15 protein-coding genes are annotated in these 13,633 nt (G+C 72.5%); 3 read left to right on the top strand and 12 right to left on the bottom strand.

Annotation, left to right across the window (positions count from 1 at the left end; genetic code table 11):
* The first annotated feature begins 71 nt into the window (after positions 1-71).
* Entirely contained in the window at positions 72-506 is a 435-nt protein-coding gene (locus IQ210_RS28520; RefSeq protein WP_194082022.1) for a VOC family protein, read from the top strand.
* Between the two features lie 10 nt (positions 507-516).
* Here IQ210_RS28520 and IQ210_RS28515 read toward each other — a convergent pair whose 3' ends face one another.
* Both IQ210_RS28515 and IQ210_RS28510 read right to left on the bottom strand, forming a co-directional pair.
* Entirely contained in the window at positions 517-1,365 is an 849-nt protein-coding gene (locus IQ210_RS28515) for a YhjD/YihY/BrkB family envelope integrity protein (protein WP_194082021.1), read from the bottom strand.
* Positions 1,366-1,575: 210 nt separating this feature from the next.
* Positions 1,576-2,511 carry a LysR family transcriptional regulator gene (locus IQ210_RS28510; RefSeq protein WP_194082208.1) on the bottom strand — a complete coding sequence of 312 codons (936 nt, stop codon included), beginning with the start codon at positions 2,509-2,511 and terminating at the stop codon, positions 1,576-1,578.
* 71 nt (positions 2,512-2,582) lie between these two features.
* On the opposite strand from IQ210_RS28510, the gene IQ210_RS28505 reads away from it, so the two are divergent.
* A complete protein-coding gene (locus IQ210_RS28505) occupies positions 2,583-3,470 on the top strand; it encodes an SDR family NAD(P)-dependent oxidoreductase (protein ID WP_194082020.1) in 888 nt (295 codons plus the stop codon).
* A gap of 18 nt (positions 3,471-3,488) precedes the next feature.
* Here the strand turns inward: IQ210_RS28505 and IQ210_RS28500 are convergent, their stop codons facing one another.
* Complete coding sequence (locus tag IQ210_RS28500) at positions 3,489-4,145, bottom strand: phosphotransferase family protein (protein ID WP_194082019.1); 657 nt, start codon at positions 4,143-4,145, stop codon at positions 3,489-3,491.
* 127 nt (positions 4,146-4,272) lie between these two features.
* Here IQ210_RS28500 and IQ210_RS28495 point away from each other — a divergent pair, with 127 nt between their 5' ends.
* Complete coding sequence (locus tag IQ210_RS28495; RefSeq protein ID WP_194082018.1) at positions 4,273-5,055, top strand: DUF899 family protein; 783 nt, start codon at positions 4,273-4,275, stop codon at positions 5,053-5,055.
* A 33-nt stretch (positions 5,056-5,088) separates the two neighbouring features.
* Here IQ210_RS28495 and IQ210_RS28490 read toward each other — a convergent pair whose 3' ends face one another.
* From IQ210_RS28490 to IQ210_RS28450, 9 genes are all read right to left on the bottom strand, one after another.
* Positions 5,089-5,757 (bottom strand): DNA alkylation repair protein, encoded by a 669-nt coding sequence (locus tag IQ210_RS28490; RefSeq protein WP_194082017.1) that lies wholly within the window; start codon positions 5,755-5,757, stop codon positions 5,089-5,091.
* A gap of 38 nt (positions 5,758-5,795) precedes the next feature.
* The gene (locus IQ210_RS28485; protein WP_194082016.1) at positions 5,796-6,854 is read right to left on the bottom strand and encodes an LLM class flavin-dependent oxidoreductase; all 1,059 of its coding nucleotides are present in this window, start codon (positions 6,852-6,854) and stop codon (positions 5,796-5,798) included.
* 50 nt (positions 6,855-6,904) lie between these two features.
* Positions 6,905-7,729: a DUF1684 domain-containing protein gene (locus IQ210_RS28480; RefSeq protein ID WP_194082015.1), complete on the bottom strand. Its 825-nt coding sequence runs from the start codon at positions 7,727-7,729 to the stop codon at positions 6,905-6,907.
* Positions 7,730-7,759: 30 nt separating this feature from the next.
* Positions 7,760-9,160, bottom strand: a complete 1,401-nt coding sequence (locus tag IQ210_RS28475; RefSeq protein ID WP_194082014.1) for an NtaA/DmoA family FMN-dependent monooxygenase — start codon at positions 9,158-9,160, stop codon at positions 7,760-7,762.
* Entirely contained in the window at positions 9,157-10,257 is a 1,101-nt protein-coding gene (locus IQ210_RS28470; RefSeq protein ID WP_194082013.1) for an LLM class flavin-dependent oxidoreductase, read from the bottom strand. The genes IQ210_RS28475 and IQ210_RS28470 overlap by 4 nt, the downstream gene beginning before the upstream one ends.
* Before the next feature lie 297 nt (positions 10,258-10,554).
* Entirely contained in the window at positions 10,555-10,818 is a 264-nt protein-coding gene (locus IQ210_RS28465) for a hypothetical protein (protein ID WP_194082012.1), read from the bottom strand.
* 43 nt (positions 10,819-10,861) lie between these two features.
* Positions 10,862-11,740 (bottom strand): TauD/TfdA dioxygenase family protein, encoded by an 879-nt coding sequence (locus IQ210_RS28460; protein WP_194082011.1) that lies wholly within the window; start codon positions 11,738-11,740, stop codon positions 10,862-10,864.
* A gap of 36 nt (positions 11,741-11,776) precedes the next feature.
* Positions 11,777-12,592 (bottom strand): ABC transporter ATP-binding protein, encoded by an 816-nt coding sequence (locus IQ210_RS28455; protein ID WP_194082010.1) that lies wholly within the window; start codon positions 12,590-12,592, stop codon positions 11,777-11,779.
* Positions 12,579-13,631 carry a taurine ABC transporter substrate-binding protein gene (locus tag IQ210_RS28450; RefSeq protein WP_194082009.1) on the bottom strand — a complete coding sequence of 351 codons (1,053 nt, stop codon included), beginning with the start codon at positions 13,629-13,631 and terminating at the stop codon, positions 12,579-12,581. The genes IQ210_RS28455 and IQ210_RS28450 overlap by 14 nt, the downstream gene beginning before the upstream one ends.
* Positions 13,632-13,633 lie beyond the last annotated feature (2 nt).

The raw sequence follows: 13,633 nt of genomic DNA, 5'->3' as shown, positions 1-13,633 counted from the left end.
ACCGAGCGCTCGCGAACCCGCTGAGCCGCACCGGGAGATGAGCGGACGAGCCGCCTTGCTATGGTGCGCCGATGTCAGCGATCAAGAAATTCCAGGTCACCTTCGACTGTGCGCAGCCCGAGCGCGTCGCCCGCTTCTGGTGCGAGGTGCTCGGGTACGAGGCGCCGCCACCACCGGAGGGGTTCGCCACCTGGGACGCCTACAACGAGGCCCAGGCCCCGGAGGACCGGGACGCCTGGTTCGCCTGCAGTGATCCCACGGGCGTCGGCCCGCGCCTGTACTTCCAGCGCGTGCCCGAGGGCAAGGTCGTCAAGAACCGGGTGCACCTCGACGTGCGGGTCGGCACCGGACTCGTGGGCGAGGAGCGCCTCGCCGTGCTCGAGGCCGAGTGCACGCGACTGCTCGCGCTCGGCGCGGTGCGTGTGCAGCTGCTGAAGGCCGACGGCGTCAACGAGTCCTGCATCGTGATGCAGGACGTCGAGGGCAACGAGTTCTGCCTCGACTGAGCATCCGTCCTCAGGCCCGGCGAGGTGGGGGGCCGCCTCGCCACAGGACGCGGTTCAACGGCGGCTCCTCCGCCAGCACGGCACCGATCGTCACCGCGAAGGTGACCGTCGCGCACACCACGATCAGCCAGGACAGCATCGTCAGGACCACGCCGAGGGAGCCGTACTCCTCCAGGGTGCGGTTCAGCGCGCCGGGCATGTAGAGGCGGGCGGTCAGGCCCAGGGCGCTGGTGGCGGCCGAGGCGAGCAGCGCTCCGGGCAGCAGCGGCAGCCAGGGGACCCGGCCGGCCAGCAGCAGGCGCTGCGTCCACAGCCACAGGCCGGTGCTCAGGACGAAGAACAGCGGGACGCCCAGCCACGCGCCGACGCCGAAGCCGCTGCGGATGGGCCCCTGGAGCAGCACGACGAGCATCAGCACGAGGAGCCACACCAGCCAGCGCCAGGCCGCGATCCTGGTCGCCGACTTCGGCAGCCGCCAGGCCCGCTCGCAGACCCGGGCCATGGCCCGGCTGAAGCTGGTGGCCGAGACCAGCGCCAGCACCAGGCCCACGGCACCGGTCGTCTCGCGCAGACCGTCGTCGGCGGAGCTGCCCAGCACCTGATCGAGCTCCACGTCGGACCGGCCGGTCAGCCCGAACATGGCACGCAGCGACTCCTGCAACTGCTCACGGACGCTGTGCGGGGTGAACGCGGCGATCGCGAACAGCAGCGGCACCACGGCCAGGAACGCCTGCGCGGCGAGCCTCGTCCCGGCGTCCAGGAGGTTCCCCGACAGCAGCCGCCCCGTCAGCTCGCCGATGACCGGGAACCGTCGCTCGGCGTGGGTACGCAGGCGCTCCAGCCGCGCCGTCCACGCCATCCCGCCTCCCACCAGTGCCGCTGCGCCGTTCAGGCCAGTCAAGGCGTCACTCACCTGGGCGTCGACCGGTGCTGGCCCGATCGGGGTGCGCCCTCCGCGCCGGGCACACCGAAGCCCCGGGCGAGAACCTCATCGGCGGAGCCGGTGACGAGCGTCCTCAGGCCGGGGCGCGGAGCGGCCGTCCGTGAAGGAGCGGAAAGACCGGCCCGTTCAGCGGTTGGCGTCGGCGTCGGCCTCCAGAGCCACGGCCACCGCCCGGAGCGCCGCCGCCACGCGGGTGACCGGCTCGGTCGGCGGGTGGGGGAGACGGGCCAGGAGCAGGCGGCGCTGTTCCTGGGGGCCGCCGCGGACCGGGAGGATGCGGACGCCCGGGGGTGCCGCGGGGGCGAGGGACGCCGGTACGGTCGTCAGGCCGCAGCCGGCGGCGACGAGCTGGAGCTTGGCGAGCCAGTCGCGGGCGGTGTGGGCGATCTCCGGCCGTTCGTCCAGCCCCGGCCACACCCCCAGCAGGCGGTCCTCCCCGGAGCCGGACCCGGTGATCCACCGCTGCCCCCGCAGATCGGCCACGTCGACGAACTCACCCCGGGCGAGCGGGTGACCGGCGGGCACCGCGAGGCACAGGGCACGTTCGGTGAGCGTTCGCAGCACCAGAGGCGGAGACTCGGCGTCCGGCGGCCGGAAAGGCGGTGCCGACGCGAGCAGCGCCAGGTCGAGGCTGCCCGCCCGCAGGGCGCGCACCAGCGCCGGCGTGCTGCCCTCCCGGCCCACCACGGTGAGGCCGGGGTCGGTGCGCCGCAGGGCGGCCAGGGCTCTGGGCAGCAGGACGGCGCCGGCGCTGGGGAACCATCCCAGGCGGACCGTGCCGGCCTGCTCCGGCAGACCGGACAGTTCTCGTGCCGTGGCGTCGATCTCGTCGAGCACCACCGTCGCCCGGCGCAGGACGACGCGTCCGGCAGCGGTGAGCCGTACGCCGTCGCGGCGCCGCTCCAACAGCTCGGCGCCCGCCGCCCGTTCGATGGAGGCGATCTGCCGGGACACCGCCGACTGCGTGTAGCCCAGCGCGTCGGCAGCCGCGGTGAAGGTCCCCTGCTCGGCGACAGCGCGGAACACGCGCAGCGCGGTCAACGACACATCCGTGAAGTCCATGACGATCACGCATACCAGGCTTGCCGAACTTTCGTTGGACTCATGGGCAAGGCGTTCCTAGCGTGGCCGTCATGAGTGCCTCACGCATCGCCCTCGTCACGGGCGCCAACCAAGGACTCGGCCGCGCTCTCGTCGAAGGCCTGGCGGCCCGCCTGCACCCCGACGACCTCGTCCTGCTCACCGGCCGCAACCCCCAACGCGTCGAGGACGCCGCCCGCGAAGTCACCCAACTGCCGGGCACCCGCGCCCGCGTCGAGGGCCGCGTCCTGGACGTCGCCGACACGGAAGTCATCGCCGACCTCGCCAAGGAGCTCGAAAGCCGGTACGGCGGGGTGGACTTCGTCGTCTCCAACGCCATCACCCGCCTGCTCCCCGAGGACTCACAGGCGGCGCGGGCCGACGAGTTCATCGACGTCTCCAACACCGCGACGCACGCCGTCCTGCGTTCCTTCGGGCCCGTACTGCGGCCCGGCGGCCGTCTGTTGGTGGTGGCCAGCAGCCTCGGCACGCTCGGCCATCTCGACCCGCGGCTGCATCACCACTTCGAGAACGCGAGCCTCGACCAGGTCGAGGACGCGGTCGAGTCCTGGCGCGGCGCGATCCACAACGGGACGGCGACGCAGGCGGGTTGGCCGGTCTGGCTGAACGTGCCCTCGAAGGTCGCGCAGGTCGCCGCGGTCCGCGCGGTCGCCGCCGAACGCCGCGAACACGACCTCGCCACCGGCACGTTGGTCGCCTCGGTCTGCCCCGGCATGGTCGACACCGCCACCTCACGCCCCTGGTTCAGCGACTACAGCCACGCCCAGTCACCGTCACAGGCTGCCGTCGCCGTACTCGACCTGATCCTCGCCGAAGACGTCGATCCCGCCCTCTACGGCGAACTCGTCCGGTTCGGCAGGGCCCTGCCCTGGCACGACGGCACACCGCCGGTGGAACAGGACAGGATCGTCACACCCTGAGACACCGGCCGTCCCGCGTCACTCCCGCCAACCGGCGGTCACCTCGATCCGCTCCTGCCACTGCCGTACCCCCGGACCATGCGGCTCCCAGCGGTCGCAGAACCGGCGGAGCTCCTCGCACCTGGCCAGCATGGCGGACTTCCGGACCGGCCAGGGCGGCACCTCTCCGCCGTACGTCCGGAAGAAACGGGGGAGTTCAGGGCGGCACCGCGGATGGTGCATCCGTACGATCCACTCGCACCACGCCAGATCCTCGACCGGGTCGCCGAGATGGGCGAACTCCCAGTCGACGACCGCGGTCACGGCGAAGGTGCCGGGATCGAGCAGCAGGTTCTGCGGCCCGAAGTCACCGTGCACGAGCACGCCGTCGCCGCCCGCCAGGATTTCCGGTGGGGCGGCGTGGATGCGGCGCAGTACCTCTCCGCAGCTCGTGAGCACGGCCGCGGGCCGGTCCTCCAGGAGCTCCTGGCCGGGCACACCCGCCACGAAGCCGAGCGTCAGGGTCCGCGCGTCGACCGCTCGCACGGGCGGCACCGGCAACCGGCCCTGAAGCCGCTCCAGCAACAAGTGCTCGCCCCGCAGCCGGAGTTCGGCGCCGGGACCCTCGTAGCCCTTCACCACGACGGCGCCGTCGGTGGCGGTGCGGTTGGTGTAGCCGTGCCGGAGCGGACGCATCCACCGATCATCCATCACACGCGGTGCGCTCGGCGATGAGTTTCGGGCGGGCCTGGAGTCTCATCCTGTGACCGTCCCAGGGCGGCGTACGACGCTGCCCGGCACGAGACACCACGGAGGACGCACCATGACGACCACACCGGACGACCCGACCACCGCGCGGCCCGGCCGACCGCCCGTCGTCGACCTGGCCACCTGGCAGAAGGCCCGCGACGAGCTCCTGGTCCGCGAGAAGGCCCACACCCGTGCGGGCGACGCCCTCGCCGCGGACCGCCGCCGACTGCCGATGGTGGAGTTCGACGGGACGGTCGAGGTCGTCGGCGCCGACGGCCCCGTCCCGTTCCTGGACCTGTTCCAGGGCCGCGACGAGCTCGTCGTCTACAAGCACATGTGGTACGACGGCGCGCCGCACCAGGGCCAGTGCGAGGGGTGCACCACCACGGCCTGGCACCTGAAGGACGCCGTCTACCTCAACGCCAGGGGTGTCTCCTTCGCCGTCCTGACCGTCGGGCCCTGGGAGGAGGTGGCCCCCTACGTCGCGTTCATGGGCTACACCCAGCCCTGGTACTCGGTGCGCGACACGCCCGCCCCGGTCGGCGGCGACATGGGCCACCTCACCTGCTTCCTGCGCGACGGCGACCGCACGTTCCTCACGTACACCACGACGGGCCGCGGCAACGAGCGGGTCAACGGCTCCCTCGCCCTGCTCGACATGACGCCCTACGGCCGCGGCGAGACCTGGGAGGACAAGCCCGAGGGCTGGCCGGAGGGGGACAGGGCCTGCTGGTCCTGGCGCTCGGACGCGGACGGCAACCCCACCTGGGGCCCGACCAGCCGCCCCGTACCCCAGTGGACCCGGCCCGGCGCCCACCCGGTGGAGACCCTCGGCCGACAGGGCCACGGCCACTGACGGGCCGTCGGCGAGGGCCGCTGACTCGGCCGGTCAGCCGCCCTGCCGGCGCACCATCTCGTCGATCCAGACCGGCGCGAACGGTGACGTGCAGCCCGGGGGAGTCGGATAGTCCTTCAGCACCTCCAGGCGCTCCCCGATGGCGATCGCGCGGGCCCGGTGTTCGGCGTGGTCGATCCCGATCTGGGCCAGGCAGTGGTTCATCGCCCACTGCAGCCGGTCCGGCGCGCCCTTCATCTCCGCCTCGATGACGTCGAGCAGCCCCGCCAGGTCGATGCCCTCGGGCCGCTTCGCCACCCGTTCCGTCGTCAGTGCCCAGCCGGCACTGGCCACCACCGGGTCCGGATCGGCGGTCCAGGCCACGCGCAGTTCCTCGGCGTGCGGGCTCTTCTTCACCACGTAGGAGACGAGCCAGTCGTGCACCTTGGGTGTGCGTGCCTCGCGCAGCATGGCGTCCAGCTCGTCGCGCCCGTACGCCTTGGGGCGGCAGACGAGGATCGCCAGCAGTCTCGCCGGGCTGTCGCCCGTCGCCCAGAGCCGGCCGGCGAGATCGTGCTGCGTCTTGAGCCGCTTGGCGAGGGCGCGCAGTTTGCCGAGGTTCACACCGTGGTCGTCGCCGTGCCTCTCGTTCACGGCGCGTGCCTTGGGGTCCTCGAGCCCGGCCAGTTCGGCCAGCACCTCTTCGACCGTGGTCTCGGCCACTGCGGCCTCCTGCCCGGCATAGGCGAAAATCAGCCGGATCAGCCTACGTCGGAGGCCTGCCCGACCGCCGCGGGGACCGCCGTGGAACCGGCCCGCCACCCCAGCTCCGGCGCGATCAGGTGCCGTACGTCGTGCAGGATCTGCTCATACTCCTCCCGATGGAACTCGTACGGCAGCTCCAGCCGCAGCTCCGACACCTCCGCGAGGACCGGATCGGCGGTCAGCTGTTCGAGGATCTGCTCGGCCGTGCCGACCACGTCGGGGGCGAACAGTGTGCGTTTCGGGCCCTGGGGTGCCAGGGTCCGTTCGTGGCGGCTCGCCGCGTAGGCGCGGTAGCGGGCCCGGCCGGCCGCGTCGGCGCTGTCGAAGGGGACGATGACCCGGCCCAGCGCGACCCGGGCCGGGGTGCCGGCGGGGAGCGTGCGGCGGTATTCGGCCAGCAGGTTCAGCTGGGCCGTGGTGAAGTCGTCGGTGCCCTCGCCGGTGACGATGTTGCCGGTCAGCAGGCTCAGCCCGCTCTCGGCGGCCCAGCGCACCGAGCGCAGGCTCCCGGCGCCGTACCAGATGCGCCGGGCCAGCCCGGGGCTGTGCGGCTGGAGGCGTGGCCGCTGGACGTTGCCGGGCGAGTGGATGACCGTGTCCGGGCCGCCGAGGTAGTCGCCGCGCAGGTGGGTGAGCACGCGGGCGATCCGGCCGTACGACAGGTCGAAGCCCCGCCAGTCCCCGTCGTGCACGAGGTCTCCGAGCAGTTCGGCATGCGGCATCCCGGTGCTGAACCCGACCTGGAGCCGCCCCCGGGACAGGACGTCGGCCAGCGCGAGGTCCTCGGCGAGACGGAAGGGGTTCTCGTAGCCGATCGGGATGACCGCGGTGCCCAGTTCGATCCGGTCGGTGCGCTGGCCGGCCGCGGCGAGGAACACGGCGGCCGAGCCTACGCCGTGTTCCAGGTGGCGCTGGCGGATCCAGGCGCCGTCGAAGCCGAGCCGCTCGCCGTACTCGAAGAGCCCGAGCGTCTCCTCCAGGCCGGTGTGCGGGTCGTCGTCGGCGAAGTTGCCCGGGGTGAGGAAGGCCAGTGAGGTGAGGGCGGGGGTGGTCATGGGCGGCGGTCCTCGCATCGTGGTGGGTGGAAGGACAGGGGGCGGTCCGCTCAGGCGCCGCCGCGCTCGCGGGGGATCTTCAGCCCCGCCTCGATCGCCACCGGCAGCCGGTTCTCGGCCGGCGGGAGCGGGCAGGTGGCGAGGTCGGTGTAGGCGCAGGGAAGGTTGGCGGCGCGGTTGAAGTCCAGCGTCACCGTGCCGTCGGCCGCGGGCGGACCGACCGTCAGGGAGCGGTTGGCGGCGTAGGTGGTGACCCCGGAAGTGGCGTCGGTGAACAGCACCGACAAGGCGCCCTCGGCGTACCCGGGGAACGCGGTCAGGGACAGCTCACGCCCCTCCAGCTCGAACTCGATCCGGCCCGGCGCGTCGTACACGTGCTCAAGCCCCTCGACCGCGGCTCCCACGGTGGTCGGACGCGGCTCGTCGAAGGGGAGGTACCGGCCCCGCACGACCCAGCGCGGGTCGGGGGCGTAGGCGGGGGTGCCGGTGAAGGCCGTGCGCAGTTCGGCGTCCGGGTGCCGGGGGCGGACGATGTCGTGGCCGCCGCGCTTGGCGACCTCGATGACCGCCTCGCCCCAGACCGCGTTGACGCCGCCGCGCTCGGGCAGCACGCCGAAGCGGTGCTCACCGCGCACCGGGGTGCCGTCGACGAGCAGTTCCTCGCCCTCGTCGAGGGTGACGACGACGCCCTCGGGTCCGGTGTGCCAGGCGCCGGGGGCGTCGGGGAAGCGCTGGGGTCGGTCGTCGAGCCAGTGCAGGCCGGTGATCGCCAGGAACCCGTGCGGGTCGGCGAGTTGGGTCTCCTGGGCGCGGTACCACTCCAGCCAGTTCTCGGTGAAGGCCTGGAGGTCGGTCGCGGTCGCTTCGATGGTCATGACTTCTCCTCAGGGGGCAGGGGCGTTCGGTCAGCTCGCCTGGCGTCGGTCGGCGGCGGTGCGGTGGGTGAGGGGCTCGCGCAGGCCGAGGTGGTCGCGCAGGGTCGTGCCGGTGTACTCGGTGCGGTAGACGCCGCGTTCCTGCAGTTCCGGAACGAGCAGGTCGACGATGTCGTCGAGGCCGTCCGGGATGAGGTACGGCGTGACGTTGAAGCCGTCGAGTGCGCCGTGCCGTACGAAGTGGGCGAACTTGTCGGCCAGTCCGGCCGGGGTGCCGACGTGGCCGCGCTGCGGGCCGAGCGCGATGACGGTCTCGCGCAGCGACCAGCCAGGTGCCTCCGCCTTCGCCCGCCACTCGGCGACGACCGCCCTCGGGTCGGCGATGCGCCGGGCGCCGAAGGAGCCGTCGTTCTCGGCGACGACCGGGTCCTCGGCGGGCAGCGGCCCGTCCGCGTCGCGGTCGGACAGGTCGATGCCCCACAGCAGCGAGGCGATCCCCAACGCCGTGGCGGGAGTGACCTGTTGGAGCCGGACCCAGCGCTTCTTCTCCTGCGCCTCCTCCTCGGTGGCGCCGATGATGATCTCGGTGCCGGGCAGGATGCGCAGATCGTCGTCGGGCCGGCCCACGGCGCGCAGCCGGGTGCGGATGTCCTCGGCGAAGGCCAGCGCGTCGTCGAAGTCGTTGCCGTGCGCGGAGAAGATCACGTCGGCGTTGCGGGCGGCGAAGTCACGTCCCTCGCCGGAGTCGCCGGCCTGGAAGATCACCGGGTGGCCCTGGGCGCTGCGCGGCAGGGTCGGGGCGAGATCGACGTCGAACTGCGGGCCACGGTGGCGCACTTGGCGTACGGCACCGGGCGCGGCCCAGTTGGAAGCGGTCTGCGTTCCGGCGACGGCACCGTCCGCCCAGCCGTCCCAGAGCGCGCGGGCCACGGTGAGGAACTCCTCGGCGCGCCGGTAGCGGTCGGCGTGGTCGAGGTAGCCGCCGCGGCGGAAGTTGGCGCCGGTCCAGGCGTTGTCGGTGGTCACCACGTTCCAGCCGGCCCGCCCTTCCGAGAGCAGGTCGAGGCCGGAGAGGCGGCGGGCGAGGTCGGCGGGCTCGTTGAACGTGGAGTTGGAGGTGGAGACCAGGCCGATCCGGCGGGTCACGGCGGCCAGCGCGGCGAGTTGGGTGAGGGCGTCCGGCCGTCCGGCCACGTCGAGGTCGTGGATCTTCCCGTCGACCTCGCGCAGCCGCAGCCCCTCGCCGAGGAAGAACGCGTCGAACAGGCCGCGTTCGGCGGTCTGGGCGACCTTGCGGAAGGAGGCGGGGTCGATCTGCGAGCCGCTCTCGGGGGCCGACCAGATGGTCCAGTGGTTGACGCCCTGGAAGAAGACCCCGAAGTGCAGCTGGGCGTGCGGCCGGGGGACGTCGAGGGGGTCGGTGCGGGTCATCGGGCGTCCTCCGGGAGGGATGCGGCGGCGAAGCGGTTGGCGGGGCGCGCCAGCCCCAAGGTTGTGCGCAGGGAGGTGCCCGGCAGCGGGCGGGCGACGAGGCGCCGCTCGGACAGGGCGGGCAGCACGAGACGGGAGAGGACGGCCAGATCCTCGTCCAGCACCAGCGGATGCAGCCGTACGCCGTCCACATGGCGGCTCAACTCCCTGAGCAGTGCGACCAGTTGCTCGGCGGAGCCGATGTGCCGCAGCCGTCCCTGGTCCGGCCACGGCGCGTGCCGCTCCAGGTCGGCGACGCGGGCGGCGGCGGTGGCGTCCGGGGTGTCGAGCGCGACCTCGACCTCGGCGAAGACACGGGCCGTACCGGCGGCAGCGGCGGCCGCGGTGATGGACGTCAGGTCATGGCCCCCGACGAGGCCGACGTCGAGTTGTGCGGCGGGCACCCGGTCGGGCCGGCCCAGGACGACGACCTGGCCCTGCGGCGGACGCGGCACGATCGCCGGGCCCTTCACGGCGTACGTCTCCCCGGTGAAGTCGATGTAGTGCAGCCGCTCGCGGTCGAGGTAGCGGCTGGTGGCGACGGACCGGATGACCGCGTCGTCCTCCCACGAGTCCCACAGCGCCCGGGCCACCTCCACCCCGTCCCGGGACTCCCGGGCCCGCGCCTCGGCACCCTCGACGAGCGGGCGCCCCCAGGCGCGAGCCGCCTCCGGCTGGTCCTCCTCCGTCACCACCCACCCGGCACGACCCGCGGAGACATGGTCGAGCGACGCCAACTGGCTGGAGACATGGAAGGGTTCGGCGTACGTGAGCGGCACGACCGGCGCGATGCCGATGCTGCTCGTGGACGCGGCGACGAAAGCCGCCCGCTCCACCGCGCCGATACGGCCCACCGGGTTCGGCGCGGCCCCGGGCGGCAGCACCCCGTCATCGAGGGTGATCAGGGTGAACCCGGCGTTCTCCGCCACGGCGGCGACCTGGGCCACGCGGCGCGGGGTGAGCAGCTGGTCGGGCGAGTGGGCGGCACGGCGCCAGGCCGCGGGATGAGCGCCGTCACCGTCGAGCTCGACGGCGAGGTGCAGGGCAGGGCGGGACAAGGGGAGTTCCTTCCGAGAACACGTGAACTCGCGGCCGTACAGCGCAAACGGCGGGGCCACGACGAGACGGCCGGCGAGGCGGGCCGGCAGGGGTCAGACGTGTACGGAAGGACAGACCGCGGAGGCGGTGCGGCAGTAGTCGACATGCCGCCGGATGATCAGCCACGCACCCGTGCAGGCACCGTGCGGCACCGCGCCAGGAACGTGCATCGAGGGCCTCCACCCGTCAGGAATTCGCGAGTTCAACGTACGTCGGTCGCCCCGGCGGGTGTCAAGAGCGCCGTGGTGCGGCCCTTTTCATCGCCACCTGGGCGGAATGTTCGCGATCTGGGCGAGCAGGTCCCAGTCCGCCGGTTTTCGGGCAGGCTCGTGCCACCGGGCGCCGTGGCCGAGCCACAGGCCGCGGAGTTCGCGGACCTGCATCAGGGTGTCGTCGCCGATGCCCGACTCGTTGTAGCAGCAGGCGCAGATCACGTAGAGCGGTACGCCGTGCCGGTCGAACAGCTCGTCACCGTCGTCCAGTCCACAGATCCGGCACGCGGTCTCGGCCAGGTTCTCCATGGCCGGGAGACTACCGGCGCCCCTGGAGGCGCCGGTGTCCGTGTCAGGCGGTGGCGGGGCCCACCGGGACGTCGCCGCGCAGGGTGATCCGGTGCATCACCCGGTGCTGGTCGCCGTAGTCGCGGTTGGCGTAGTGGGCCGTGCTGCGGTTGTCCCACAGCGCCACGTCACCGGCCTGCCAGCGGTGCCGTACGACGTGCTCCGGCTTGGTGAGGTGGGCGTACAGGATGTCGAGGAGGCCGCGGCTCTCGTGTTCCGAGACACCAACGATGTGCGAGGTGAAACCCGGGTTCACGAACAGGCCCTTGCGGCCGCTCTCCGGGTGCACCCGCACCACCGGATGCTCCACCGGCGTCAGCGAGGTGAACACCTCGCCCTCCCACAAGTTCCCCTGGCCCTGCCTGCGTTGGGCGAGGTAGTAGCCGAACTCGCGGCTGCCGTCGTGGACGGCGGTCAGCGTGTCGATGTGGGCCCGCAGTCCCGGCGACAGGGACTCGTAGGCGAGCTGGCTGTCCGCCCAGTTGGTGTCGCCGCCGGTGGGCGGCAGCACCACGGCCCGCAGCACGGAGATGGCCGGGGGCCGCCGTACGAACGTCACGTCGGTGTGCCACACGTCGGCGAACCCGTTGTCCTGGCTGTCCAGGGAGTACACCTCGGGGGCCACGTCACCGGAGTCGTGCACCGGATGCCCCACGGTGACCTCGCCCAGCCGCCGGCCGAACTCGATCTGGGCCGCGTCGTCGAGCCCGTGCTGGCCGCGCACGAACAGCACCTTGTACGCCACCAGCGCCTCGCGCAGCGCGAGGACCTGGTCGTCGTCGAGCCGGCCGAGGTCGATGCCGTGCAGTTCGGCACCGAAGTTCGGGCCCAGCGGGGTGATCGGGAGCCCGGTCACGGCCGGGCGTTCGCTGAGGATGCTCACGGGTCAAATCCCTTTCCTGAGGGGGGTGTACGAGGTTCAGGCCGCCGCCGCTGCCTTGACGGCGTGGGACACCTGGGCGCGCAGCTCGGCGAACTCGGGGGAGTTGCGGAGCTCTTCGGCGTCGACGTCGCCGCGCGGCAGGCCGATCGGCAGGTCCAGGGCCACGGTGCCGGGGCTCTTGGTCAGCACCACGATGCGGGAGCCGAGGAACACCGCCTCCTCGGCCGAGTGGGTCACGAACACCGCGGTCCGCCCGGTGCGTTCGGTCACCTGGCGCACGTCCTCCTGGAGGCGCTCTCGGGTCAGCGCGTCCAGTGCGGCGAACGGCTCGTCCAGCAGCAGGAGCGGGTTCTCGGCGGCCAGGGCCCGGGCGATGGCGACGCGCTGCTGCTGCCCGCCGGAGATCTCCCAGACCCGTCGCCGCTCGGTGCCCTCCAGCCCGACCCGCGCCAGCAACTCGGCGCGGCGCTCCGGCCATTGGGCGCGGTCCACGCCCGCGTAGCGCAGCGCCAGATCGACGTTGCCGCGCACGGTCCGCCACGGGAAGAGCCGCGGCGTCTGGAAGACCACACCGGCCGAGACACCGGGGTGCGGCTCGGCGCCCGACACGCGCACCGAGCCGTGCGTGGGCTGCTCGAACCCGGCGATCAGTCGCAACAGCGTGCTCTTGCCGCACCCGGACGCGCCGACGAGAACGAGGAACTCCCCGGCCGGGACGGCCAGATCGACCGGCCCTACGGCGGTGAAGGCCTCGCCGCCACGGCCGTACTGGTGCGTGACCCGCTCGATGCGGACCGACCCGGCGCGCTCCGCATCGACAACCGGCTTGGCGGTGAGCTCACTTGACGACATCGGACAGCCCCTCCAGATAGAACGCCTTGCGGACGGCGTCCTCGGACGGCGCGGCGTCTATCTGCTTCTGGGCGGCGAGGAAGGCGGCGGTGTCGCTGACGTAGGTGAGCAGCTTGCCCGGACCGCTGTCGGTGCCCAGCCAGTTGGCGGAGACGACCTGCTCCGGGGTGAGGAAGACGCCTTGCGCCAACTGGGCCTTGGCGTCGGCCTCGCTGATGTTGATCTCGGCAGCGACCGCCTTGACCGCCCCGTCCGGATCCGACTTGAGCAGGCGCAGCGCCTCGGCCTGCGCCGTGCGCCACGCGGCGATGGCCTTCGGGTCCCGGCCGATCAACTCGTCTGACACGACGGCCAGATCGAGGGTCGGCTTGCCCGCGGCGCCGATCTCCTTGCTGCTGGTGAGCTGGGTGCCGGTCTTGCGCAGCTCGTCGAGCGTGGGGAGCCAGACGTAGGCGGCGTCGATGTCACCGCGTTCCCAGGCGGCGAGGATCGGCTGCGGCTGGAGGTCGATCAACTGCACGTCGGACGCGGCGAGTCCGGCCGCCTCCAGGGCCGCCAGCAGACTGTAGTGGGAGGTCGAGGCGAACGGGGTGGCGATCTTCTTGCCCTTGAGCCCGGCGACGTCGGTGATGCCGGTGTCCTTGCGTGCCACGAGGGCCTCGTTCTCGCCCGCGACGTCCAGAATCCACGCCACCTTGTACGGGATCGGCGAACTGCCTGAGATGCCGCGGGCGAAGGGGCTGGAGCCGAGCGCGGCGATGTCGAGGGACTTGCCGAGGAAGGCCTGGTTGACGCTGGCACCGGAGTCGAACTTGATCCACTTGATCGTGTACTCCGGCAGCGCCTTCTCCAGCAGCTTTCTGTTCTTCACCAGCAAGTCGCCGCTGGGGAAGGCGAAGTAGCCGATGCGCAGCTGCTTGGCACCGCCGGACGTGGCGGCCTCACTGTCGGCGGAGCAGCCGGTGACGGCGGCGGACACGGCGGCCAGGGCGCCGGCGAGGAGGAGACGACGGGAGGGGCCTTGGGGGAGAGGGGACATGG

Source organism: Streptomyces justiciae (assembly GCF_015163075.1).
GTDB classification, from domain to species: Bacteria; Actinomycetota; Actinomycetes; order Streptomycetales; family Streptomycetaceae; genus Streptomyces; species Streptomyces justiciae.
The sequence above is the reverse complement of the archived record's forward strand: the minus strand, read 5'-3'. Positions and strand labels throughout refer to the sequence as shown.

What these genes read in the sequence shown, in the direction of transcription:
- IQ210_RS28485 (WP_194082016.1), bottom strand. Translation starts at nt 6,854, where the DNA reads ATGACCACCCCCGCCCTCACCTCACTGGCCTTCCTCACCCCGGGCAAC.
- IQ210_RS28455 (WP_194082010.1), bottom strand. Translation starts at nt 12,592, where the DNA reads ATGTCGTCAAGTGAGCTCACCGCCAAGCCGGTTGTCGATGCGGAGCGC.
- IQ210_RS28510 (WP_194082208.1), bottom strand. Translation starts at nt 2,511, where the DNA reads ATGGACTTCACGGATGTGTCGTTGACCGCGCTGCGCGTGTTCCGCGCT.
- IQ210_RS28480 (WP_194082015.1), bottom strand. Translation starts at nt 7,729, where the DNA reads ATGACCATCGAAGCGACCGCGACCGACCTCCAGGCCTTCACCGAGAAC.
- IQ210_RS28465 (WP_194082012.1), bottom strand. Translation starts at nt 10,818, where the DNA reads ATGGAGAACCTGGCCGAGACCGCGTGCCGGATCTGTGGACTGGACGAC.
- IQ210_RS28450 (WP_194082009.1), bottom strand. Translation starts at nt 13,631, where the DNA reads ATGTCCCCTCTCCCCCAAGGCCCCTCCCGTCGTCTCCTCCTCGCCGGC.
- IQ210_RS28500 (WP_194082019.1), bottom strand. Translation starts at nt 4,145, where the DNA reads ATGCGTCCGCTCCGGCACGGCTACACCAACCGCACCGCCACCGACGGC.
- IQ210_RS28520 (WP_194082022.1), top strand. Translation starts at nt 72, where the DNA reads ATGTCAGCGATCAAGAAATTCCAGGTCACCTTCGACTGTGCGCAGCCC.
- IQ210_RS28475 (WP_194082014.1), bottom strand. Translation starts at nt 9,160, where the DNA reads ATGACCCGCACCGACCCCCTCGACGTCCCCCGGCCGCACGCCCAGCTG.
- IQ210_RS28505 (WP_194082020.1), top strand. Translation starts at nt 2,583, where the DNA reads ATGAGTGCCTCACGCATCGCCCTCGTCACGGGCGCCAACCAAGGACTC.
- IQ210_RS28495 (WP_194082018.1), top strand. Translation starts at nt 4,273, where the DNA reads ATGACGACCACACCGGACGACCCGACCACCGCGCGGCCCGGCCGACCG.
- IQ210_RS28515 (WP_194082021.1), bottom strand. Translation starts at nt 1,365, where the DNA reads ATGGCGTGGACGGCGCGGCTGGAGCGCCTGCGTACCCACGCCGAGCGA.